At 71.5% G+C, this 22,211-nt stretch carries 24 protein-coding genes; 6 read left to right on the plus strand and 18 right to left on the minus strand.

Annotated features, from left to right (window positions below):
- Positions 1 to 28 precede the first annotated feature (28 nt).
- The 4 genes from OHB04_RS22340 to OHB04_RS22355 form a co-directional block, all read right to left on the minus strand.
- A complete protein-coding gene (locus OHB04_RS22340) occupies positions 29 to 448 on the minus strand; it encodes an ankyrin repeat domain-containing protein (protein ID WP_326689480.1) in 420 nt (139 codons plus the stop codon).
- Positions 449 to 617: 169 nt separating this feature from the next.
- Complete coding sequence (locus OHB04_RS22345; protein WP_326689481.1) at positions 618 to 1,301, minus strand: HAD family hydrolase; 684 nt, start codon at positions 1,299 to 1,301, stop codon at positions 618 to 620.
- Between the two features lie 47 nt (positions 1,302 to 1,348).
- Complete coding sequence (locus OHB04_RS22350; protein ID WP_326808127.1) at positions 1,349 to 2,428, minus strand: phosphotransferase; 1,080 nt, start codon at positions 2,426 to 2,428, stop codon at positions 1,349 to 1,351.
- Between the two features lie 151 nt (positions 2,429 to 2,579).
- Positions 2,580 to 3,452, minus strand: a complete 873-nt coding sequence (locus tag OHB04_RS22355) for a GntR family transcriptional regulator (RefSeq protein WP_326689483.1) — start codon at positions 3,450 to 3,452, stop codon at positions 2,580 to 2,582.
- Positions 3,453 to 3,709: 257 nt separating this feature from the next.
- Here OHB04_RS22355 and OHB04_RS22360 point away from each other — a divergent pair, with 257 nt between their 5' ends.
- Positions 3,710 to 3,892: a hypothetical protein gene (locus tag OHB04_RS22360; RefSeq protein ID WP_326689484.1), complete on the plus strand. Its 183-nt coding sequence runs from the start codon at positions 3,710 to 3,712 to the stop codon at positions 3,890 to 3,892.
- A 208-nt stretch (positions 3,893 to 4,100) separates the two neighbouring features.
- Here OHB04_RS22360 and OHB04_RS22365 read toward each other — a convergent pair whose 3' ends face one another.
- The 3 genes from OHB04_RS22365 to OHB04_RS22375 all read right to left on the minus strand — a co-directional run bounded on the left by OHB04_RS22365 (position 4,101) and on the right by OHB04_RS22375 (position 7,099).
- Complete coding sequence (locus tag OHB04_RS22365) at positions 4,101 to 5,363, minus strand: GNAT family N-acetyltransferase (RefSeq protein WP_326808128.1); 1,263 nt, start codon at positions 5,361 to 5,363, stop codon at positions 4,101 to 4,103.
- A gap of 123 nt (positions 5,364 to 5,486) precedes the next feature.
- On the minus strand, positions 5,487 to 6,440 hold the full coding sequence (locus OHB04_RS22370) for an asparaginase (protein ID WP_326689486.1): 954 nt from the start codon (positions 6,438 to 6,440) through the stop codon (positions 5,487 to 5,489).
- Positions 6,441 to 6,535: 95 nt separating this feature from the next.
- Complete coding sequence (locus tag OHB04_RS22375) at positions 6,536 to 7,099, minus strand: RsiG family protein (protein WP_326808129.1); 564 nt, start codon at positions 7,097 to 7,099, stop codon at positions 6,536 to 6,538.
- Between the two features lie 150 nt (positions 7,100 to 7,249).
- On the opposite strand from OHB04_RS22375, the gene dtd reads away from it, so the two are divergent.
- Complete coding sequence (gene dtd / locus OHB04_RS22380) at positions 7,250 to 7,675, plus strand: D-aminoacyl-tRNA deacylase (RefSeq protein WP_326689488.1); 426 nt, start codon at positions 7,250 to 7,252, stop codon at positions 7,673 to 7,675.
- Between the two features lie 171 nt (positions 7,676 to 7,846).
- Here dtd and ygfZ read toward each other — a convergent pair whose 3' ends face one another.
- The 11 genes from ygfZ to OHB04_RS22435 all read right to left on the minus strand — a co-directional run bounded on the left by ygfZ (position 7,847) and on the right by OHB04_RS22435 (position 17,449).
- A complete protein-coding gene (gene ygfZ, locus OHB04_RS22385; RefSeq protein WP_326689489.1) occupies positions 7,847 to 8,854 on the minus strand; it encodes a CAF17-like 4Fe-4S cluster assembly/insertion protein YgfZ in 1,008 nt (335 codons plus the stop codon).
- Positions 8,855 to 8,863: 9 nt separating this feature from the next.
- A complete protein-coding gene (locus OHB04_RS22390) occupies positions 8,864 to 9,301 on the minus strand; it encodes a Fur family transcriptional regulator (protein WP_326689490.1) in 438 nt (145 codons plus the stop codon).
- A 168-nt stretch (positions 9,302 to 9,469) separates the two neighbouring features.
- Entirely contained in the window at positions 9,470 to 10,330 is an 861-nt protein-coding gene (locus OHB04_RS22395) for an LAETG motif-containing sortase-dependent surface protein (RefSeq protein ID WP_326808130.1), read from the minus strand.
- Between the two features lie 427 nt (positions 10,331 to 10,757).
- Positions 10,758 to 11,321, minus strand: a complete 564-nt coding sequence (locus OHB04_RS22400) for an FABP family protein (RefSeq protein ID WP_326689492.1) — start codon at positions 11,319 to 11,321, stop codon at positions 10,758 to 10,760.
- A 199-nt stretch (positions 11,322 to 11,520) separates the two neighbouring features.
- Positions 11,521 to 11,889 (minus strand): DsrE family protein, encoded by a 369-nt coding sequence (locus OHB04_RS22405; RefSeq protein WP_326689493.1) that lies wholly within the window; start codon positions 11,887 to 11,889, stop codon positions 11,521 to 11,523.
- 164 nt (positions 11,890 to 12,053) lie between these two features.
- Entirely contained in the window at positions 12,054 to 12,341 is a 288-nt protein-coding gene (locus tag OHB04_RS22410; protein ID WP_326689494.1) for a DUF1416 domain-containing protein, read from the minus strand.
- Between the two features lie 38 nt (positions 12,342 to 12,379).
- The gene (locus OHB04_RS22415; RefSeq protein WP_326689495.1) at positions 12,380 to 13,216 is read right to left on the minus strand and encodes a sulfurtransferase; all 837 of its coding nucleotides are present in this window, start codon (positions 13,214 to 13,216) and stop codon (positions 12,380 to 12,382) included.
- Between the two features lie 515 nt (positions 13,217 to 13,731).
- On the minus strand, positions 13,732 to 14,448 hold the full coding sequence (locus OHB04_RS22420; protein WP_326689496.1) for an LmeA family phospholipid-binding protein: 717 nt from the start codon (positions 14,446 to 14,448) through the stop codon (positions 13,732 to 13,734).
- Between the two features lie 147 nt (positions 14,449 to 14,595).
- On the minus strand, positions 14,596 to 16,026 hold the full coding sequence (locus tag OHB04_RS22425; protein ID WP_326808131.1) for a hypothetical protein: 1,431 nt from the start codon (positions 16,024 to 16,026) through the stop codon (positions 14,596 to 14,598).
- Positions 16,023 to 16,289 (minus strand): MoaD/ThiS family protein, encoded by a 267-nt coding sequence (locus OHB04_RS22430; protein ID WP_326689498.1) that lies wholly within the window; start codon positions 16,287 to 16,289, stop codon positions 16,023 to 16,025. The genes OHB04_RS22425 and OHB04_RS22430 overlap by 4 nt, the downstream gene beginning before the upstream one ends.
- A gap of 14 nt (positions 16,290 to 16,303) precedes the next feature.
- Entirely contained in the window at positions 16,304 to 17,449 is a 1,146-nt protein-coding gene (locus tag OHB04_RS22435; protein WP_326689499.1) for an alpha/beta hydrolase family protein, read from the minus strand.
- A gap of 282 nt (positions 17,450 to 17,731) precedes the next feature.
- Between OHB04_RS22435 and OHB04_RS22440 the strand changes: the two genes are divergently transcribed.
- From OHB04_RS22440 to OHB04_RS22455, 4 genes are all read left to right on the plus strand, one after another.
- On the plus strand, positions 17,732 to 18,526 hold the full coding sequence (locus OHB04_RS22440) for a winged helix-turn-helix transcriptional regulator (RefSeq protein ID WP_326689500.1): 795 nt from the start codon (positions 17,732 to 17,734) through the stop codon (positions 18,524 to 18,526).
- A 361-nt stretch (positions 18,527 to 18,887) separates the two neighbouring features.
- Positions 18,888 to 19,943, plus strand: a complete 1,056-nt coding sequence (locus tag OHB04_RS22445; RefSeq protein WP_326689501.1) for a LacI family DNA-binding transcriptional regulator — start codon at positions 18,888 to 18,890, stop codon at positions 19,941 to 19,943.
- A gap of 144 nt (positions 19,944 to 20,087) precedes the next feature.
- Entirely contained in the window at positions 20,088 to 21,308 is a 1,221-nt protein-coding gene (locus tag OHB04_RS22450; protein ID WP_326808132.1) for a S1C family serine protease, read from the plus strand.
- Positions 21,309 to 21,465: 157 nt separating this feature from the next.
- The gene (locus OHB04_RS22455; protein ID WP_326689503.1) at positions 21,466 to 22,203 is read left to right on the plus strand and encodes a response regulator transcription factor; all 738 of its coding nucleotides are present in this window, start codon (positions 21,466 to 21,468) and stop codon (positions 22,201 to 22,203) included.
- The last annotated feature ends 8 nt before the right edge of the window (positions 22,204 to 22,211 follow it).

Raw genomic sequence — 22,211 nt, forward strand, 5'->3', positions numbered from 1 at the left:
GAGCCGCGCGCGGCCCAGCAGCCCTCCGTCAGGCGTCGCCGAAGAGGTCGAGCAGCTCCTGCTTCTCGAACATCCGGGCGGTGTCCACGGCGGAGGGCGTCCCGCCGCGCGGATCGGCGCCTGCCTCGAAGAGGATGCGCACCACGTCGTCCTCGCCCTTGAAGACCGCGCCGGCGAGAGGGGTCTGACCCCGGTCGTTGGCGCGGTCCGGGTCGGCGCCGCGGGCAAGGAGGGCGCGCACCGTCTCCGGGTGGCCGTGGTAGGCGGCCAGCATCAGGAGGGAATCGCCCTTGTCGTTGGTGAGGTTGGCGGGAACGCCCGCGTCCACGTAGGCGCCGACGGTGTCGGTGTCGCCGTGCCGGGCGAGATCGAAGATCTTCTGGGCCAGCTCAAGGACCTCGGGGTCGTGTGCGGGCTCGTCGCTGGCGGGAGTGGGTGCGTCGGTCATACGGCCAGCCTACGCACGCGGCGAGACCCGGTCCCGCAGGTGAGGGCGCCCTCCCCCGGGATCGCCCGCACAAACATCCGCACGGACATCCGCCCACGGATCCGCCCACGGATCCGCCAGATCCGCCCATGGAGCCCACGGATCCGCGCCGCCGCCACCCGCGCCCCGGCTACACATGGGCGCACGGGTCCACAGCCAGCAGTACCTCCCGGAGCGAGGGCACGATGTGCGCGGCCCCCGCCTCGCGCAGCTCCCTCTCCTTGCGCTCGTTGCGCGCGTATCCCACGAACTCGACACCCGCGGCCCGCGCCGCCACCAGGTCGCGCGCCGCGTCCCCGATCATCACGGCGTCCTGGGCCGCCACCCCGGTCGACTCCAGGGCCCGCAGCAGACAGTCCGGATCCGGCTTGATCCGCAGCCCGGCCCCGTCGTAGAACCGCCCGTGCACATGCCCCTCGAACAGCTTCAGCAGGCCCCGGGCTCTGAGATAGCGCTCGACGGACTCCCGCGAGTTGTTGGTCGTCACGGCCAGGCCCCGTCCGGTGGCGTGCAGCGTGCGTATCAGACCGTCCGCGTATCCGGTGGGGTACGCCCCCTCGGCCGCCGTCACCTCTTCCTGGGTGAGGGCCTGCTCGATGCGGCGGGCCGTGCCGTCGGAGACCAGGGCGGGGTTGTCGAAGGCCGCGGCCAGCACGACCTGCGGGTCCTCGTCGAGCGGCAGCGTCCCGCTCGCGTCGTAGGTGGTGCGCAGCCGCTCGGCGATGCCGCCCGGGCGGCTGCTGTGGAAGAGGGTGCATACGGGGCCGTCGAAGTCGAGCAGTACGGACTTCGCGGAGCCGACGAGTGCGTGCATCTGGGTCGTCCTCCCGGTCGGCGGGTCGTGGTCCGGGACAACTATCCTCAGCCGCGGACCGGCCGTACAGCGCCGAACGCCCCGTACGCGTCTTCCACTTCCGCGGGCGTGGGCACCTCACGCAGCCCGAGAGCCTCGGCACCGCGCGTCAGCACCTGGTGCACATCCTTGGCGGAGGCGCGCAGCCGCTCCCTTCTGACCTGCGCGGAGCTGGCGCTGTGGAGCGCGCTGGCGTGCCGGACGATGTCGGTGTAGACGGACTGCGCGCGCTTGTAGGCGAGGTAGCGGGGCAGGTCCTCCTCCGTTCCGGCGGTGGCCCCGGGCAGGGCGCGGCACATGAGGGCCTGCCAGCGCCGGATCACCTCGCGTTGCTGACCGGCGGGGTAGTTCATGAGGTAGAGGTGCGTGGCCAGGTCGTAGAGCGGGTCGCCGAGCATGGCCAGCTCCCAGTCGATGGTCCACAGGCCCCCGGCGTCGTCCACGATGAAGTTGGCGCGGTGCAGGTCGCCGTGGAGCAGGGAGAAGGGCCGGGGCGTGAGCGCGGCGGCGGCAGCGGCCAGTGGCGAGCGTGGTCCCAGGGCCCCGCGCGGCAGCCCGAGCTGGTTGAACAGCCGCCCGTAGCGGGGCAGGTGGCGCCGGTAGGCCCGCTCGCGGGTGAAGCGGATGAGCGAGCGCAAGAACCCCGCGCTGTCACCGTCGACCGGGCGGTCCTCGGCTCTGCACAGCCGTGGGACGGAGAACCCGTCGGGCCGCACGGCGCTCAGGTGCGTGAACATCTCCATGATCTGCCCCAGGTGCCCCGCCGCGACGGGTGTGCCCGCGGGGGCGAGCGCGTCGAGCGGGGTGCCCTCGATGAAGCCGTGCAGCGAGGGGCCTTCGCCCAGGCGGTAGACCGGGGGGATACGGGGGAGCGCGCGCCGGGCCAGCTCGGTGAGCAGCGCGTCCTCGGAGGCGAAGCAGCGGCGGTCGAACCACAGGGCGTCCTCGCGGGGTTCGCCCACCTTGACCCGCCCGGTGCCGGGAAAGTCGGCCGCGGGGCTGACGACGTACCACTCGCGGTGGTAGCCCCGCAGCGGGCCGTGCACGCTGCCGACTTCCGTGGCCTTGTGCAGCGCTGTCGATGTCATGCGAGGGCCTCGGTCGGCTGGGCGGTGCGCGGAGGTGGCACTTTAGCGCTGCCCGGATCATGGCTCCTCGCAGGGCACTCGGTGCTCACCCGAAGGAAGACACGCCGCTGCTTCCTTCCGGGGAGCATCCCCCTTCTCCGGAGAATCCCGGTCATTCCAGGGTGAAGGGGGTGGCGATCGTGTTCCACAGGGAGTCGAAGAAGAGCTGCGACTCCTCGACGAAGGCGGACTCCTGTTCGTCCCGGGCGTCCGGTCCCCGCGTGGAGCGGAATATTTTGGCGGTGAGGCCGAGGACGTCGTAGATCGCCAGCTGCTCGCCCTCGTGGTCGGCCTCCTCGTTGAGGACGACCTGGTAGTAGCCGATGAGGGCCTCGTCGCCGTTGAGCAGGTAGAGCTTGTGGGTCGGGGTGAGCGGGACGGTCTGGACGGTTACGGAGACATCGACGTCGTACATCGTCAGGGAGGCCAGGGTGCTCTGGAGGACGGCCACGTAGGTGGACTGCATCCTGTGCAGCCGCCGCCGGGGCTTGGGGTCGTCGGGGTTCTCGACGAGCCGGGGCAGCGCCAAGTGCGCCTCGAGGCTGGGGATGAGGATGCGCGCGGTGACGGATCTGGGGGAGTGCTGTCCGTCCATGATCTGGCGGACCGGCCAGGCCAGCGCGTTGTTCAGTGTCTCCGTGGTGAGCGAGAACGCGTCAATGGTGACGTCTTCGGCCTGAAATGCCACATGGAGGCGGTCCGTCAGCTCGACGCCCGCGATCCGGGGCGCCTCATTCTGGTGGCGGGGCTCGGCCACGGTCGGTGAGGATCCTCTGCCCACGTTGTCGAGGAGGCCCTCCTGGGTGAGGGCGGCGAGGGCCTCGCGTACGGCGCTGCGGCCGACGCCGAACTCGGTCTCCAGTTGGCGCTGGGTGGGCAGCCGGTCGCCGGGCTCGAACTCGCCGCTCCGGATGCGCTCACGGAGGGTGTCGGCGACCACCTCGCGCGGGCGGCGGCCGGTTGTGGAGGCGCGCTTACTGGTCACGCCGAGACCCTACAACTTCAGGCCAGGAGGTGGGAGTTGTATGCCAAGTGTTTTCGAATGGCTGACAACTGGGAATGTACTGAGTGAGGTTGGTCACCAACTCCAGAATATAGCAGCCAAGTTCGCCAACTGATCGCCGTCTCCACTCCATCGCCGTCTCCACTCCGGAGTCGCGCGACTCCGCCCGTCCAATGGCGCATGGGCGCACCGCATCCGGCACCACCCCGTCCCCCCGTGTCTGAGAAGGAGGGATCTCCATGCCTTTGATCGCGCTCGTCGCCGCCGTCGCCGTCGTCTCGTTCGAGCAGCTCGTTCAGGTGCACTTCGGGGTTCTCGGCCTCGTGGGTTTCCTGCTGCTGAGCGTCGGCCTCAAGGCCAAACACGTTGGTTGCAGCTGCGCGGGAGCACTCGTGCTCGCGACGCTGCTGCTACAGACCTGACCGCCGCAGACCTGACCGCCAAGACCCGTCCGCCGCACACCTGAGCGGGCCCGCCTGCTCCGGCCCGTCCGCCGTCATGCCGCCTCCCCCTCCCATCAACCCACGCCCGGGGGAGGCGGCTTGACGACGGCCTCGGACCTGGACGACGGCGTCCGGACCTCGAAAGGCGCCGGATCCCAAGAAGGCGGATCCCCGAAGCGGACGAGTCTCAGAAGACGTCGGGGCACCACGGCCGCCGGGCCGTGCGGAAGAGCCGCTCGGCCTCCGCCACGGCGCCGGGCCGCTCCTCGGACACCCGGCCCAGCGCGTGCAGCCGCACCGCCGACTCGTCGCCCAGGTACAGCGTGCCCAGCTCGGCCACGTCCAGCGACAGGCCGGGCTCTTGGTGCGTCGCCACGCACCCGGCGCCCTCCGGGCCCGCCTCCAGGCGGAAACGCCCGCCCGCGTAGCCGTCCTTGTCGCGCACCTCCAGCACCAGCGACCCCGCCGTGGCGTAGGTGCGCGCCTCCAGCATGCGCGGTACGTCCAGGGGCCGCAGCCACAGGAAGTCGGCGTGGGTGAGCGTACGGGCCGCCCGGGGGTCGGGCAGCAGCAGCGGCAGGAGATCGTCGGGAGCGCGCGGCCCGGTGCGGACGTGCTGGATCCAGTCCATCGACAGCACGAACCGCCACAGTGCCGTCTCGCCCGCCGGTGTCGTGGCGAACAGGTCGTCCACCGTGACGGTCTGCTCGGGCAGCTTGGCCCTCCACACGTCGTCGGAGGTGTAGGTCACCGCGCCGCCCACCACACCGTCGGCGTCGCGGTAGACCGCGTGGAAGCGGGGGGTGAAGGAGTCCCCGAAGCGGAGGATGCCCGTCTGGAGGTCCCACCAGCGGTCCGTACGGTCGATGGCGCCCTGGCTCTGTGAGCCCGCGCGGAACCTCTCGTGGGCCTCGGGAGCCAGGCGCCGGAAGTCCTCGGCGTCCACGATCTCCACGCTGCCGCCGTCGCCCAGATCGGCGGGGCCCGCGTAGCGCCGGTCCAGACCCGTACGGGAGACGGCGACCTCCCACTCGGTGATCCAGCTCGCGGGTCCGAACCCGTAGCGCCCGTATATGGGGTACTCGGCGGCGATGAGCGAAGCCATCGCGTCGCCGCGCTCCTTGGCGGCCCGCAGCGCGTCGGCCATCATCCCGGACAGCAGCCCGCGCCGGCGGTGCGTGGGCGTGACGGTGACGTTGGTGACGGCGCACGAGGACAGCTCGCCGCCGCCGGGAACGGTCATCCGCTGCGGCGTCGTCCGGAACGTGCCCACGCAGCGCCCGCCGTCGTACGCCCCCTGCGTACGTGCCGGATCGATGCCCCCGGAGCGGGTCGCCACCTCCTCGTCGGTGACCGAGGGGCCACGGTAGAAGCCTGTGGAGACGGCGCGCAGCCACTCGGGAAGCTCATCGGGGCCGGCCAGCGTGCGGATCTCGACGGGATTCGGCATGCGGCACACGGTAGGCACCGCCCACTGCCCACCGCACCCGCATTTCGCCCCGGCCGCGCCAGCCCCGCCCCCCCGGCACGACACCGGCCGCAGGCGGGTCGGAGGGGAGCCGGAGGGACGGGTTCAGAAAGCCGCGCGGATCTCTCCGACCGGCTCGCCGCCGCCCAGCAGCGGCGCCGAGGCAAGCCGCTCCAGGACCGGGGACCGCACGCCCATCTCGTCCTCCAGCACCCGCGCGAGCACCGGCCCCATCGCCCTGGCGGCACCGTCGTCCACCTTGAGAGCGAGTGCGCGCCCGTCCGGCAGCGCCAGTCCCTGCACTGCCTCGGCACCCACCTTGCTGATGGTGCCGGGCAGCTCGCGCATCAGCCAGGTGTCGTGGCGGCGGCTGCCCGCCACGTACTCCGGGTGTGCCCGCATCGCCGCGGCGACCTGGCCCTGGGGCGACTCGGGGGAGGCCAGCGCCAGCGAACGGAAGCCGCGAGCGACCCCGGTCAGCGAGACGGCCATCAGCGGCGCCCCGCAGCCGTCCACCCCGGTGTGCGCCACGGGGTCGCCGGTGGCCTCCTCCAAAGTGGTGCGGATGAGCTGCTGGAGAGGGTGCTCCGCGGCGAGGTAGCTCTCCAGCGGCCAGTCGTTGAGCTTGCAGGCGGCGAGCATCGCGGTGTGCTTGCCCGAGCAGTCCATCACCCTGCGGGCGCGCGTCTGCCCCGAGGCGAGATACGCCTCCGCCTCCTCCGGGTCCAGCGGCAGGCTGGGCGGGCAGCGCAGGTCGGATTCGGTCAGCCCGTGCTCGGTGAGCATCTTGTGGACCAGGTCGAGCTGGAAGGGCTCTCCCGAGTGGCTCGCCGCGGCCAGCGCCAGCCGCTCACCGGACAGCGGGAGCCCCGAGCGCAGGACTCCGGCGGCCTGGAACGGCTTGTTCACGGAGCGCGGGTAGACCGGCGCCTCCGGGTCGCCCAGTGCGAGCGTCACGCTTCCGTCCGCGGCCAGCACCACCAGCGAGCCCCTGTGATGCCCCTCGATGAAGCCGGACCTGACGACTTCGGCGAGCACGGGGGGTATGGCAGCGGGCATGGGTGGGACCTTTCGGGCGGTTCGGGCACGTGTGCGGATGCGTAGCCTTCACCGTAACCGGACACCTCTGCCCGGAAACCGGATGCCCCCGGTGACTACGGCAACAGGTCGTCCACCTGCGCCTCGCCCTCGCGGTAGCGGCGGGCCATCTCCGTGCTGCACCCGTCGGCGGTGCGCTGGAGGGACTGGCGGCGGCGCGAGACCTGCTGCTCGTAGCGCACCAGGCGGCTCATCGCGTCGTGCAGCTCGTCGTCCGTACGGGCTGTGAGGTCGCTCAGTTCGACCTCGGCCAGCATCTCCTCCGCCAGCTGCCGGTACTCCTCGCTGCGCGGTGCGCCGAGCGTCACATGCCGGGCGGAGGAGCGGTGGCTGGAGGGACTGTCGGTGAGGATCTCCGGCAGCAGGTCCAGCAGCGGCGAGCCCGGCGAGGTGCGGCGGGCCACCTCGGCGCGGAGGATGTCGATCCGCCCCTGGAGCAGCCTGCGCACATAGCTGAGGTCCGCCTCGTCCTGCTGCGCCGCGCGCCGCAGGGTGCGCAGCTCGGGCAGCCGCAGGGCGTGGAGATCGGGCTGGCCCTCCTCACACAGCGCCTCCCGAGCCCCCCGTTGCCGTGGCGGCAGGGAGCGTACGGGTGTCCGGCCGGCTCCGGATGTGCTCATGGGCTTGTGTCCCCTCATCCCCATTGCGCGGTAACAGCGGAAAGCACCGCGTGTGCGCATCGTGCCACTCTGTGCCCTCTGTGCGCAGCGCCCCGACACCCATACGGCGGCAGCGCGGCGTGGCGAATGGCGACGCGGCATCATGGCGGGATGCGAGCTGTGGTGCAGAGAGTGGACGGGGCGAGCGTCGTTGTGGACGGCGCGACCGTTGGTCGGATAGTCGGCGAGGGCCTGTGCGTGCTGGTCGGAGTCACGCACGACGACACGGCGGCGAAGGCGGCGCAGCTGGCGCGCAAGCTGTGGTCCGTGCGGATCCTCCAGGGGGAGAAGTCCTGTTCGGACACGGGGGCGCCGCTGCTCGTCATCAGCCAGTTCACTCTCTACGGTGACGCGCGCAAGGGGCGGCGGCCCACCTGGAACGGGGCCGCGCCCGGTGACGTCGCCGAACCCCTGGTCGACGAGGTCGTCGCCCAACTCCGCGCGCTGGGCGCGGAGGTCGCCACCGGTGTGTTCGGAGCGGACATGAAGGTCTCGCTCACGAACGACGGCCCGTTCACCGTCCTGGTGGAGGTGTGAGGACCCCAGCCCCACCCTTTCACCGCTTCTTCTGGGGGCGCGGCCCCCAAGCCCCCGCTCCTCAAGCGCCGGAGGGGCTCAAATTGAGCCCCTCCGGCGCTTGAGGACGAGCTCCCCCAGCCTCCAGCCGGGAGGTGCCCCAAGCGCGATTCCTGGACGAGCGGAAGGCCACTACGGCGCGACAACCACTTCCTGTGCCGCCGCCGTGGCATCCGCGCCGGCGATAAGCGCAGCGTCCAGCGGCACGTTCCGCTTCACCAGGGCCAGGGCGATCGGCCCGAGCTCGTGGTGGCGCGCTGAGGTCGTGATGAAGCCGATCGCGCGTCCCTCGACACCGTCCGCGGCGAGCCGCACCGCGTCGCCGTGGACAGGCACCCGCACCTCGCTGCCGTCCAGGTGCAGGAAGACCAGACGGCGGGGCGGCTTCCCCAGGTTGTGGACGCGGGCGACCGTCTCCTGGCCTCGGTAGCAGCCCTTCTCCAGGTGGACGGCCGAGCCGATCCAGCCGACCTCGTGGGGGATCGTGCGGTGGTCGGTCTCCATGCCGAGGCGCGGCCTGCGCGCCTCGACCCGCAGGGCCTCGTACGCGAGTACGCCGACCGCCGGGGCGTGGTTGTCGGCGAAGTCCCTCAGAGAGCCGCGCGGCAGGAACACGTCCCGCCCGTACGCCGTCTCCCGTACGGCGGTGTCCGCGGGGACCTTGCCGATGGAGCCGGCCGGCAGGTGGACGACGGCGAACTCGTCCGTGCGGTCCGCGATCTCCACGCGGTAGAAGAACCGCATGCTCTCCAGGTAGGAGATGAGCTCCCGCTGCTTGCCGGGTTCGGTGTGCATCCACACCGTCTCCCCGTCGTCCACGAGCTGGAGCGCCTGCTCGACGTGCCCGTTGGCGGAGAGGATCAGCGCCTCGGTGGCCTGGCCGGCCGGCAGCCGCTCCACGTGCTGGGTGAGCAGCAGGTGCAGCCAGGAGAGCCGGTCGGCGCCGGAGACGGTGACCACGCCGCGGTGGGAGAGATCCACGAAGCCGGAGCCGTCGGCGAGCGCGCGCTGTTCCTTGAACAGGTCGCCGTAGTGCGCCGCGACCCCCTCGTCCGGGCCCTCGGCCGCCACCGCGCCCGGGAGGGTCAGCAGGGGGCTGGGGGCGGGGCCTGCGCTGGGACTGGAGCTGCTGGAGGACATACGACCAGCCTACGACGCGTCGTCGGCGGCTTTCGAGACGCAGCTTCCGCAGCGGCCGAAGATCGCGAAGTGCTTCATGTCGGTCTCGAAGCCGAACCGTTCGCGCAGAGCGGCGGTGAACGGCGCGGCCACCGACAGGTCGGCCTCGATCACCTCCGTGCAGTCCCTGCACACCAGGTGCATGTGGTGGTGCCGGTCGGCGAGGTGGTAGGTGGGGGCGCCGTGGCCCAGATGGGCGTGGGAGACCAGGCCCAGCTCTTCGAGCAGCTCAAGGGTGCGGTAGACCGTCGAGATGTTCACGCTGTCGGCCGTGCGGCGCACCTCGGCGAGGATGTCGTCCGGGGTGGAGTGCTCCAGCTTGTCCACGGCCTTCAGGACGAGCTGGCGCTGCGGAGTCAGCCGGTATCCGCGCGCCCTCAGATCGCTCTGCCAGTCGGTGGTAGCCACTGGTCCAGTGTAGGAGAGCGCGGGTCCGGCGGGCTCCCAAGCGGAAGCGGGCTCTCCCGAGGGGGAGCGGCCCACAGCCCGGGGGCGGCCCCGCACAGCCCGGGGCGGCCCTCGCACGCCGAAGGGGTGGGGCCGCCGCCCCACCCCTTCTGACTACTGCTGTGAGCTTCAGTTCTTGGCGGCCTTGCGACGCTGCGCCATGAACACGGCAGCACCGCCGACCACGACGAGGGCGCCGGCCCCGCCGATCAGCATCGGGGTGTTGGAGTTGCCACCGGTCTCGGCCAGGTCACCGCCGCCACCGGAGCCGCCCTTGTCCGAGCCACCGGCGGGCGCCGGGGTGTTGGAGTCGTCGGAGGGCTTGCTGGTGGGCTTCTCGGTCGGCTTGCTGGTCGGCTTCTCGGTCGGCTTGCTGGTGGGCTTCTCGGTCGGCTTCGGGGGCTTCGGCTTGTTGGTCGGGGGCTTGGGCTTGGGGTCCCAGTCCGGGCCGTTGGCCGTGTACTCCACGGTCTTGTCGTTGTTGGTGGTGTTCGGGTCAGTCGTGGCGCCCTTGATGCTGGTGCGCAGCGTCTGCTTCTTGCCCGAGATGAAGCCCGGGATGTAGACCTTCTCCGCCTCGTCACCGTCCGCGGCCAGGTCGAACGAGATCTGGACCTGCTTGTCCTTGATGGACTTGACGGTGAGGTTGTGGTCGACCGGCTTGCCGTCCTCGCCCTGGTCCTTCGCGAAGGTCGGCTTGTGGCCGTCCTTGCGGGTGTCGAAGTGGATGTTCTTGACCCCGGTCACGGTGAGCGTGGCCCTGGTGGCGTCGGGGCCGGTGTTGGCCACGTTGACGGTGAAGCCGTAGTTCTTGTCGGCGTCCATGACTTCGCCGGTGCTCCGGTTGAACGTGACGCCGAACGCGCCGCCGGCGTTGAGGTCGGCGCCACCGGCTGCGAACGCGCTGCCGGCGGTGGCGAACTGAGCGGCTGCGAGGCCGCCGACCAGGGCGGCGGTGGCGACGGCGGAAGTGATGCGTGAACGATTCACAGAGAGAAGCCTTTTCCCCGTTGTGGCATACGAGCGATTCCGGAAACGCGCGGGGAGGCGTCACCGCGCTCGTGCCGGGTGGAATGGATGTGCCCTTCTTATCACTCGGAGGCGCGCATTAATATGCTCTCCCGTGGTGATCGGTCAGGTCCGGAGAGTATTTACACCGGCTTTGACCTGCGAACTTTATACATCGAGAGTCCCATTCGGCGGTTCGGCTTGGGACGTCTATTCCACAGCCGTGACCATCCTGAGATCCACATGACCGACTCGTGACATCAGATCAGGTGCATGTCAGAGCGAAAGCGACGAAGGTGGCCACGTCCCCCATTAACGGGACGTGGCCACCTTCGATGTATGGCGCGCGGTGTGATGCATGCCGCGCGGGTGTCAGGAGAGGCACACAGCCTTAAGAGAAGGCAGAGCTTCAGGAGAAGAAGGCGATGCCGTCGTCAGGAAGGTCGACGACGTCCTTGGCCCACTCGCTGGGGTCGACGACCTTCTTCAGGTGCGCCGACATGTAGGGCCGCATCGGCACCTGCGGAGTGGACTTCTCGCCGACCCACATCAGATCGCCGTTGACGTAGCCGTACAGCCGCTTGCCGCCGCTGTACTCGCCGGCGGACGCGGTACGCGCGATGGCGTCGGTCACCAGGTCGATCTGTGGCTTCTGGTCGGCCAGCTCGCCGTACCAGATCTCGGCGATGCCCTGGTCGCGGATCATGACGATCTCGACCTTGCGGTCCTTGTCGATCCGCCAGTATCCCGTCTCGGTCTCCAGCGGGCGGACCTTCTTGCCCTCCTGGTCCAGCTCCCAGGAGTGGGAGGCGTACTCCAGGAAGTCACGGCCGTCGTGGCTGAAGGAGACCTCCTGGCCGAAGTTGCACTTGTCCTGGCCCTCGAACTCGGCCACGCCCGCGCCTGTCCACCTGCCGAGCAGGAAGGCGAGGGGGACGAGGTCCGGGTGGAGGTCGGACGGAATCTCGATCATGTCAGCGCTGGCCCTCGTAGAGCTTCTTGAAGGTGAGACCGGCGAAGGCCACGGTGCCGACGCAGACCAGGACCATCAGGGCGGTGAAGAATGCCTCAAGCACGGGGGCTCTCCTTGTGCGGTGTACTCGGACGTGGCCGAGTCTAATCGCCGTACGGAAGAGCGGCTTCCCGAGGCCCCGCTCGCTGGACGGGGCCGCTCAGTAGACGAGAGCCTGCGTGTCCTCGGCCATGATCTCGCTGACGAAGACCGGCGCCCCCGCGATGCGGACGCCCTCGATGACGTCCTCGGCCCCGATCTCCCTGCGGGCCGCGCACTGGGTGCACAGCGTGATCCGGCCGTTCGCCCGGACGGCGGCCATGAGGTCCGGGAGCGGGGCGGCGTGCGGCAGCTCGAATTCCGCCGCCTTTCCGGGGAGGGCGAACCACGCGGATTCGCCGGTCAGCCACAGGCTCACTGCCACGCCGCTGGCCGCTGCCACGGAGGCCACGGTGAACGCCTGCGAACACCGCTCCGGCGCGTCAGCGCCCGCGGTGACCTTGATGACGAGCTTGCTGTGGGCTGCCATGGGGGCACCCTAACGCTTTGTGGGCAGGCGTTCCGCAGGGCGGAACGGGTGGGCACAAAGCGGCCACCGGCCCGCACTCGACGTCGTACCGGTGCGGCTGCGCGGTGGGTTGTGCCCGCCCGTTCCGCCCTCGGCGGGAACCGCCGCCCACAACAGAGGCGGCCTTATACGGCGATGCTGACCTCGGCGAGGCCGCCGTCCTGGGCCACGACCTGCTGGTCGGCCGTCCCGCCAGGGACCAGCGCGCGGAGGGTCCATGTCCCCTCCGCCGCGTAGAAGCGGAACTGACCCGTCGCGGAGGTGGGAACCTCCGCCGTGAACTCGCCGGTCGAGTCCAGAAGCCGCACGTAGCCGGTGACGGGCTCGCCGTCACGGGTGACGCTGCCCTGGATCGTCGTCTCGCCGGGCTTGATCGTGGAGGCGTCCGGGCCGCCTGCCTGTGCTCCGCACATGGTGTTCACTCAGTCCTTTCGGTTGGAGCCCGCTGGGCTCAGTTGGAGCCCAGCTCGACGGGCACGCCGACGAGGGAGCCGTACTCGGTCCAGGAGCCGTCGTAGTTCTTGACGTTCTGCTGGCCGAGCAGCTCGTGCAGCACGAACCAGGTGTGAGCGGAGCGCTCACCGATGCGGCAGTAGGCGATGGTGTCCTTGCCGAGGTCGACGCCCTCGCCCTCGTACAGCGCCTTCAGCTCGTCGTCCGACTTGAAGGTGCCGTCGTCGTTGGCCGACTTCGACCACGGGATGTTGCGCGCGCTGGGCACGTGGCCGGGGCGCTGCGACTGCTCCTGCGGCAGGTGGGCCGGGGCGAGCAGCTTGCCGCTGAACTCGTCGGGGGAGCGGACGTCCACCAGGTTCTTGGCGCCGATGGCGTCCACGACCTCCTCGCGGAAGGCGCGGATGGAGGAGTCCTGCGGCTTGGCCTGGTACGTGGTGGCCGCGCGCTCGGGGACCTCGACGACCAGGTCACGGGAGTCCAGCTCCCACTTCTTGCGGCCACCGTCGAGCAGCTTGACGTCCTGGTGGCCGTAGAGCTTGAAGTACCAGTACGCGTAGGAGGCGAACCAGTTGTTGTTGCCGCCGTAGAGGACGACGGTGTCGTCGTTGGCGATGCCCTTGGCGGAGAGCAGCTTCTCGAAGCCCTCCTGGTCCACGAAGTCGCGGCGCACCGGGTCCTGGAGGTCCTGCTTCCAGTCGATGCGGACGGCGTTCTTGATGTGGTTCTTGTCGTAGGCCGAGGTGTCCTCGTCCACCTCGACGATGACGGTCTTGGGGTCGTCGATACGGGCCTCGACCCAGTCGGCATCGACGAGGACGTCGCTGCGGCTCATGCTGTGTCTCCTCATGGGGTGGGTGAATGCGGCGGAGGGCGGAACGGCTGCGCTTCGCGCAGTCCGGCGGATCCGTGTGTACGCGAGAACGCGATGTGCGCGGATACGCGGGCTGGGCGAAGACGCTGCTACGCGGATTCGGCACCGCGCACGGCGCTGTGCGGCGGTAACGCGGCGGTGCGGTGCGCCATCAGGCGCGGGGAGGCGTACGCGGGCTGCTTCGCGGCGGAGTGTGCCGGGCGCGCGGCGTCAGCGGGAGCCGCGACAGAGCATGGCGGCGATGCGGCACAGGTCCACTGCCCGGCGCTTCGTGAGGTCCGCCTGTCGCTTCATGCGCTCGATCGTAAGGACGAGGACGGGGTCGTGTCACCGCCGATCCGCACTCTGAGACGCTTTTGTCCGCGATGTGAGAGAGGGGCTGGCGGAACGGCCTCTTCCAGGCGGCTTTGCGTACGCCGGCTCCTGCTGTACGGACCCGATCGTCTCGTACTGCGGACGCTCACACGCCGGGAAGGTCAGCCTGTCATGCGGACGTGTGTGCCCTTCATGGAGAGGTCGACGCCGGTCTTGGTGGCCTCGACCTTCTCCAGCTTCAGGCCGTCGGGCAGCTTGTCGATGCGGCGGTCGAAGTCGATCTTCTTGCGGATGGCGCTCTCGATGCCGGGGATCTTGGAGCCGGGCACCTTGTCGGCGTGCAGCCGCACCGTGTCGCCGCCGGTCACGCTGACCGTGCTGTAGACGCTGCGCTCGATGGGGCGGTCCAGCAGCGGCATCAGCACGCTGGCGGTGACCTTCACCTGGCCCTTGCCGGACTTGCTCTTGCCGCCGTAGTCGATGCGCACCCCCTCGTCCGCCGCCTTGGACAGGTCGGCGTAGGAGATGTGGACGGTGCCGGTGGCGCGGTCGGCGACGGCTGAGCTGTAGTTGTCGGAGAGCGCCACGTCGCCGGCCTCCATCGTGATCTTGCTCAGCCGTACCTGACGGCCGCCCGCCTTGGCCGTGATGCCGTCGAGGTCGGCCGTGACCTTGTCGAGGTTCTCGGAGGCGACCTGGGTCAGAAAGGGGAAGCCTTCGATCGAGACGGAGGCATTGCCGGAGGAGGGCACATCCAGCCCGCTCTTGAGCTTCTTCGCCACCTCGTCCTCCGCCAGGCTCACCGCGATCCTGTCGGCGGCGACGAAGAGCCCGGCGAGGACCACCAGGATGACAAGCCCTATGCGGAGTGCGCGCATTACCTCGGTTCCCCCATGAGTCGGCTGACCGCGAGCGTAACCCGCTACACGCGCAACCCCTACTCACGGGTTCCCCCCTCCCGCGCGGTGTTCCGTACCCCACAGGCCGGGGGCGTGCGCGCCCGGCCGCGCGGTCCGACCCCGCGCTCACATCAGCGCGCGGCCCAGGAGCCAGAGGGCCGGGGTGGCCAGGGTCAGGGGGAGGGCCACGCCCGCGGTCATGTGGACGAAACGGGAGGGGAAGTCGTAGCTGGCGACCCGCAGCCCGATGAGCGCGCACACCCCGGCCGCCAGGCCCAGCAGCGCGGCGGAGGGGCCCGTTCCGGTTAGCTGGCCCACGGCCACCCCCGCGCCCGCCGCGGCGGCCAGCGCGACGAGCGGCGAGACGTACGCGGGCAGCGGCAGGGCCCGCGCCAGCGCGGCGACGGCCACCGCGCCCGCGCCCACGGTCACCGCATCGGCCTCCGCGGGGATCATCCCGGCGGCCAGCACCGTGAGCCCCGTCGCCGCCAGCCCGGCCGTGAGGGCGTAGAGGCGCTCGTCGGGGCTGGAGTGGTTACGCAGTTGCAGTACCAAGGACAGGACGCACCAGATGCCGATGGCGCCGATCAGCACTGTCGGCGCCCGGCCGCCCTCGGTGAGCAGCAGCCCGACGTCGGCGGCGACGCCCGCGAGGAAGGCCAGCGCGATGCCCTGCCGCGCGGGCCACATCCCGTTGAGGCGGTACCAGCCGGCGGCCGTGACGGCCTGGAGCAGCACCACGGCACCGGTGAGCGCGCCGTGCCCCAGCTGGGCCGTCGCCGCCAGCAGCGCGGCGAGCACGGCGGTGACGGCCGCGGGCTGGAACCCCGGCGCGATGATCGGGGACCCGGTGCGCCGCCGGGGCTCGGGCGCCGCCTCGGGCGTCGGTGTCGGCGTCGGCGCCGGCGCCGGGGGTGTGGCTACGGGCGCGGGCTGGGGCTGGCGCTGGGCCTGCGGTTGGGGCTGAGGTTGCGGCTGTGCGTACGGGTGTGGCTGTGGCTGCTCGTACGCCTGGGGCGGCTGGGCGTACGGCTGCGGCTGAGGCTGCTGCCCGTAAGGCTGGGGCTGGGGTTGGGGCTGGGCGTAAGGCTGGGGCTGGGCGGTGTGCTCGGGAGGGAGCGGACCGGCACCCGGGTGGGCCGGGGGCTCGTAGGCGTACGGCTGCGCCTGGGACTCGTACGGCGGGGGGCCGGTGTCGCGAGTGACCTCGTACGTCGGCTCGAACGACTGCTGCGGGTAGGGAGCTTCGTGCGGCGCCCCGTAGGCCCCGTACGTCTCGTACGCCCCGTACCCGTCCTGATGACCCCCTTGGACTCCTTGGCCTTGGACGCCGTGGGAGCCGGGAGTGCCGGGGGCGCCATAAGCGCCGGGAGCGCCGTATGTCTGCTGGCCGTATGCCTCGGGCCCGTACTGGTCGTCCGTCGCGGTGCCGTCGTACGGCCAGGGCTGCTGCGGGGGCAGGGGCGGGGAGTGGTCGCCGTGACCGCCGTGCGCTCCGTGGCCGTTTCCGCGGCCGTCTCCGTGTTCGTACTCGTACCGTCCCTGGCCGCCCGTCACAGCGCACCTCCGGCGAACGGCGGGAGCACCTCGACCGTGCCGCCCTCGCGGAGGCGGACCGCGTCGTGCTCACGCGTACCGACAGGGTCGCCGTCCACGAGGAACGAGCAGCGCAGCAGCACCCGGGCGAACTCCGGCCGCTGGGTGTGCGTCTCGCGGGCGCGCTGGAGCGCCTCGGCGAGCGTGCCGGCTTCGTATGGCTCCTCCGCCGTACCGGCGGCGGCCTTCGCCGCGGCCCAGTAGCGGATCGTGCCGCTCACCATGGTGGGGATCCCTCTCAGCCGTCCGTGCTCTCGGTGCCCTCTGTACCGCCGACGCCGTGCGGACCGTGCGCGCCGTGCGCGCCGCGTGGGCTGTCGGCGGCGCGGCTCCCATGATGGCGCCTCGCGCCGGGTGTCCGTGCACGGGCGGGTGGGCTGTCGCGGAGCCGCTCACCCACCCAGTCTCCGATCCGGTGGAGCAGCGGCATCGCGGCGGCGTTCTCCGCGTGCCCGAAACCGGGCACGACCCACAGCTCGCACCCCTCGGGGCCCGCCGCCTCGGCGAGGGAGCGGGGGTGGTCGAGGGGAAAGTACGGGTCGCGGTCGCCGTGCACCACGAGCAGCGGCACCGGGGCGATGAGCGGGGCCGCGGCGACCGGCGGGAGCGGCACCGGGTCCCAGTCCTCGGGGTGGATGCGGGTACGGAGCCCGTAGCGCGAGACCAGCCGGCCGAGCGGACGCTGCACCACCCAGTGGAGCCGCCGCATGGGTGCGGTCCCGCGGTAGTACCAGCGAGCGGGCGCGCTCACCGCGACGACGGCGTCGGCACCGGCACCGGCGTCGGCACCGGCGTTCTCCGGTTCCTCGGCGCCGGGAGTGCGCGCACCCGTGCGCCCCCCGTGCGCCACAGCGGTTGACGGCGACTTTGCGTGACCGTCCGCCGCGTGCGGGCCGTACAGCGCGCCGTGCCGCAGGACCACCGAGCCGCCCATCGAGAAGCCCACGGTGGCCACCTTGCGGTGCCCCAGCGACCGGGCCCAGGCGACGGCCGCCGCGAGATCCAGCACCTCCAGGTCGCCCACCGTCGAGCGCCCGCCGGAGCCGCCGTGACCGCGGAAGGAGAACGTGATCACGGCGGCGTGCTCGGTGAACGCGGTGGCCGCGCGGCGCAGCGCGGGACGGTCCAGGTGCCCGGTGAAGCCGTGCGCCAGGACGATCGCGGCCACCTCGCCGCGCCCCGATCCTGTGCCCGATCCGGCGCCCGCGCCGTCCTCGGCGCCGCTCCGGGAGCCCGCGTACGGCTCGTACAGCGCCTCGATACGGACGCCGTCCGCCGCCCGCAACTCCTTGCGCACGGCCCCCGGTTCGACACTCTCCGTGACTGGAAGGGGGGCGTGCGGATGGGAAGCGCGAGCGAGGTCACATGCCGTGCGGTCGGTCATGTGGGTATTCTGCTGGGCAAGGAGGATCCGGGCAGCGTCGCCCCCGGGTCCTTTTGTGCTTTCTGGGGGCCGGTCCGGCGGGACGGGCCCGGTCCTCGGGCAGTGCCGTACGAAGCAGTGCCGACACTTCCCCCGGGCACCGGGCCCGGGTGGCATCCCGAAGTGGGATGCCAGGAGGGAACTCGACGTCATGGGCAAGCGAAACGTGCAGAACCGAGACCGTTCGAAAGCACACCATCCGACTCCGCCGCACGTTCTCTCGACGAAGGGGGCCGGCCGCGCATGAGTTCGCTGCTTCTTCTCACCAACGCGCTCCAGCCGTCCACCGAGGTGCTCCCCGCGCTGGGCCTGCTGCTGCACAACGTGCGGGTCGCGCCCGCCGAGGGCCCCGCGCTCGTGGACGCGCCGTCCTCCGACGTGATCCTCGTCGACGGGCGCCGCGACCTGCCGCAGGTGCGGTCCCTGTGCCAGCTCCTGCGCTCCACCGGGCCCGGCTGTCCGCTGATGCTGATCGTGACGGAGGGCGGGCTGGCCGCCGTCACCGCCGAGTGGGGCGTGGACGACGTCCTCCTCGACTCGGCGGGCCCCGCCGAGGTGGAGGCCCGGCTGCGCCTCGCCACCGGCCGGCAGCAGATCGCCGCCGACGACAGCCCCATGGAGATCCGCAACGGGGACCTGTCGGTCGACGAGGCGACCTACAGCGCGAAACTGAAGGGGCGGGTGCTCGACCTGACCTTCAAGGAGTTCGAGCTGCTGAAGTTCCTGGCGCAGCACCCTGGGCGCGTGTTCACCCGCGCCCAGCTGCTCCAGGAGGTGTGGGGGTACGACTACTTCGGCGGTACCCGCACCGTGGACGTCCACGTGAGGCGGCTCCGCGCGAAGCTCGGCCCCGAGCATGAGGCCCTGATCGGGACCGTGCGCAATGTGGGCTACCGCTTTGTCTCTCCCGAGAAGGCCGACGCCCGGAAGGCCGAGGCTCGCGCCTCGGCGGATGAGCGGTCCGTCGCCGACGCGGCGACCCGCGTGGCCCGCGAAGCGGCCACGGAGGCTCCCACCTCAAGCCCCGACTCCCCGTAGGAGCAGCCTCTTTCGGCCTTTTCGCTGCCGCGCGTTTTGCTGCGGCGGCGCGTGACCACGACGTACGTGTCCGGCGGTGCCGAACCGGCCGTGGGGCCGGGTGGGTTCGGCGCCGCCCGGTGCGTGCGTGTCGGCTGGCGCGCCGTTGCGGCGGGAAAAAGGGCGGGTGCGTCGGCCCCTCTTTCTTCACGCGGCGGTGGGTGACCACCATGTTCGTACGCGGCGCCGCCCGGGTAGGCGCGTTCGGGCCGGGCGCTGTTGGGGCGGAGGAAGAGCCGTGGCGGGGCGTGGGATGGAGGGCGGCACCCCGCGAGGGAATCGGGCGGCGCCCCGCGAGGGGGACACGCGTAGACTTCCGCGCGTGGCCAAGGTGACGCGCGACGACGTGGCGAGGTTGGCGGGGACCTCGACCGCCGTTGTCAGCTATGTGATCAACAACGGTCCCCGGCCGGTCGCACCGGCCACAAGGGAACGGGTGCTCGCCGCGATCAAGGAGCTGGGGTATCGCCCCGACCGGGTCGCCCAGGCGATGGCCTCGCGGCGGACGGACCTCATAGGCCTGATCGTTCCCGACGCCCGCCAGCCGTTCTTCGGGGAGATGGCGCACGCCATCGAACAGGCCGCGGCGGAGCGCGGACAGATGGTGCTGGTCGGCAACTCCGACTATCTCGACGAGCGCGAGGTCCACTATCTGCGGGCCTTCTTGGGGATGCGGGTCTCGGGCCTCATCCTCATCAGCGCGGGCCCCAGCGAACACGCGGCGGCGGAGATCGACGCGTGGGAGGCCCGCGTCGTGCTGATGCACCGCCGGCCCGAGGCCATCGACGACGTCGCCGTCGTGCTGGACGACACGGGCGGGGCGCAACTGGCCACCCGCCACCTGCTGGAGCACGGGCACGAGTACGTCGCGTGCCTGGGCGGCGTCGAGTCGACGCCCGAGCACGGCGACCCGGTCACCGACCACATCGAGGGCTGGAGCCGGGCCATGCGGGAGGCGGGCAGGTCGACGGAGGGCCGCCTGTTCCAGTCCCCGTACAACCGCTACGACACCTACCGCGTCGCGCTGGACCTGCTGGCGGGCCCCGACAGGCCGACCGCGCTGTTCTGCGCCACCGACGACCAGGCCATCGGCGTGCTGCGGGCCGCGCGCGAGCTGGATCTCGACGTACCGGGTGAGCTGGCGGTGGTCGGCTTCGACGACGTGAAGGAGGCGGGCCTGACGGACCCGCCGCTGACGACGGTCGGCTCGGACCGCGAGGCGATGGCCAAGGCCGCCGTGGACCTGGTGCTGGACGATTCACTGCGCGTCTCCGGCACCCGCAACGGGGGCGTGCCCGGGGGCAAGGGCCGGGTGCGGCAGTTCCCTTCGGGCCTGGTCATCAGGCGCTCGTGCGGCTGCCACCCGTCGGAGCTGTAGCGCGGTCTTCGGCCGCGCCGCAGTGCGGTCTTCCGCGGCGCCGCCGTAGCGCTGTCGTCCGGGTCGATGTAAACGGAAGATAATTTCGGGCTTTCTCAGCGCCTCCTCAGCGCCCTCTCATTTTGGGGGGCCACTCTCGGTGTCATGGACAACACGAGGGACAACACGAGGGGCACCGGCATACCCGGCCACGGCGTCCCGGCGCCCAACCACGGCACTCCGGCGCCCGGCCACGAAACTCCGGCGTTCGGCCCTGACACTCCGGCGTTCGGCAACGCCGCGACCGGCAATCCGGCGTCCGGCAACCCGGTGTCCGACACCGCCACGTTCCCCACCGCTGCCTCCGGCGCCCCGGGTGCCCCCGTGCCGCCGCCCCCGGTCGTCCCGCCGTACGCGACGTTCCCCGGGGAGGGGCCGGGGACGGGGCCCGAGGGGCGGCCCGCGGCGCACGGCGGCAAGCGGCGGCGCATGCGCAGGCCCGCCGCGCTCATCACGGCCGTCGCCGTGGGTGCGGCCGTCATCGGGGGCGGCACCGCCTTCGGCATGGAGACGCTGCTCGGCGGTGACGAGGGCGCCGGCGCCTCCGTACCGGCGGCCCAGAACAGCAGCATGGCCGCGAAGGGGTCGGCGGCCCGGGTGGCGCAGGATGTGAGCCCGAGCGTGGTGGAGATCAGCGCCTCCAGCGGCTCCGGCGAGTCGACCGGCTCGGGCATCGTGCTCACCAGGGCCGGCGAGATCGTCACCAACAACCACGTCGTGGCCGGGGCCGAGACCGTGCAGGTCTCCTTCAGCAACGGCAAGAAGGTGACGGGGAAGGTCGTGGGCAACGACCCGGACAAGGACCTCGCGCTGGTCAAGGTCAGCGACACCGCCAACGTCAAGCCGGCCACGCTGGGCGACTCCGACTCCGTGGGCGTCGGGGACAACGTCGTCGCCATCGGCTCGCCCGAGGGACTGTCGGGGACGGTCACCAGCGGCATCGTCTCGGCCAAGGACCGGGAGGTGAAGGTGCAGAAGGAGGACGGCGACTCCGACGGGCAGTCCCAGGACGGAGGCAGCGGCGGCTCCGGCAACTGGCCGTTCGAGTTCGGCGGCGGCGAGTACAACGGCGGGGTGGACGGCGAGACCACCACCTACAAGGCCATCCAGACCGACGCCTCCCTCAACCCGGGCAACTCCGGCGGCGCCCTGGTCAACATGTCCGGGCAGGTCATCGGCATCAACTCCGCGATGCTGCCCGCGGGTTCGGGGTCGGGGAGCGGGCAGCAGGCGCAGTCCAGCTCCGGCAGCGTGGGCCTCGGCTTCGCGATCCCCGTCAACGACCTGAAGAAGGACCTGGACAAGCTGCGGGACGGGAATGCGTGAGACGGCACCCCGGCAGGCCCTCCCGGGAGCGTCTTCGGCCCCGCCCCCGCGACCACTCCCGGGAGCGCCGGCCGCACCCCGGCCGGCGCTCCCGGACGCATCACCCGCCATCCCGGGTGCACTGCCCTGGGGCGAGGAGAGTGCCAAGCTTGAGCCCATGCCCGCCGAGTCCATGCTTTCCCCCGAGTCCCAGAAGATCCTGATCGTCGACGACGAGCCCGCCGTCCGCGACGCGCTGCGCCGCAGCCTCAGCTTCGAGGGGTACGCCACCGAGCAGGCGGCGGACGGTGCCGAGGCGCTGGAGAAGGCCGAGGAGCACCAGCCGGACTTGATCGTGCTGGACGTCCTGATGCCCCGGATGGACGGTCTCACCGCCGCCCGGCGGCTGCGCGCGGCCGGACAGCGCGTTCCGGTGCTGATGCTCACGGCACGCGACACCGTCGGCGACCGGGTCACGGGGCTGGACGCGGGAGCCGACGACTACCTCGTCAAGCCGTTCGAGCTGGACGAACTCCTCGCCCGCGTCCGGGCCCTGCTGCGGCGCAGCTCCTACGCCCGTGCCCAGGCGCTGGCCGAGGCCGAGGAGGGCCCCGAGACGCTGTCCTTCGCCGATCTGCGGATGGACCTGCGCACCCGCGAGGTGACCCGGGGCGCGCGGCAGGTGGAGCTGACGCGCACCGAGTACACGCTGCTGGAGATGTTCCTCGCCCACCCCCGGCAGGTGCTCACCCGGGAACAGATCCTCAAGGCCGTGTGGGGCTTCGACTTCGAGCCCTCGTCCAACTCCCTGGATGTGTACGTGATGTATCTGCGGCGCAAGACCGAGGCCGGCGGCGAGGGACGGCTCGTGCACACGGTGCGCGGCGTGGGCTATGTGCTGAGGGACGACGCGTGACCCTTCGC

The organism is Streptomyces sp. NBC_01775 (genome assembly GCF_035917675.1).
Lineage (GTDB): Bacteria > Actinomycetota > Actinomycetes > Streptomycetales > Streptomycetaceae > Streptomyces.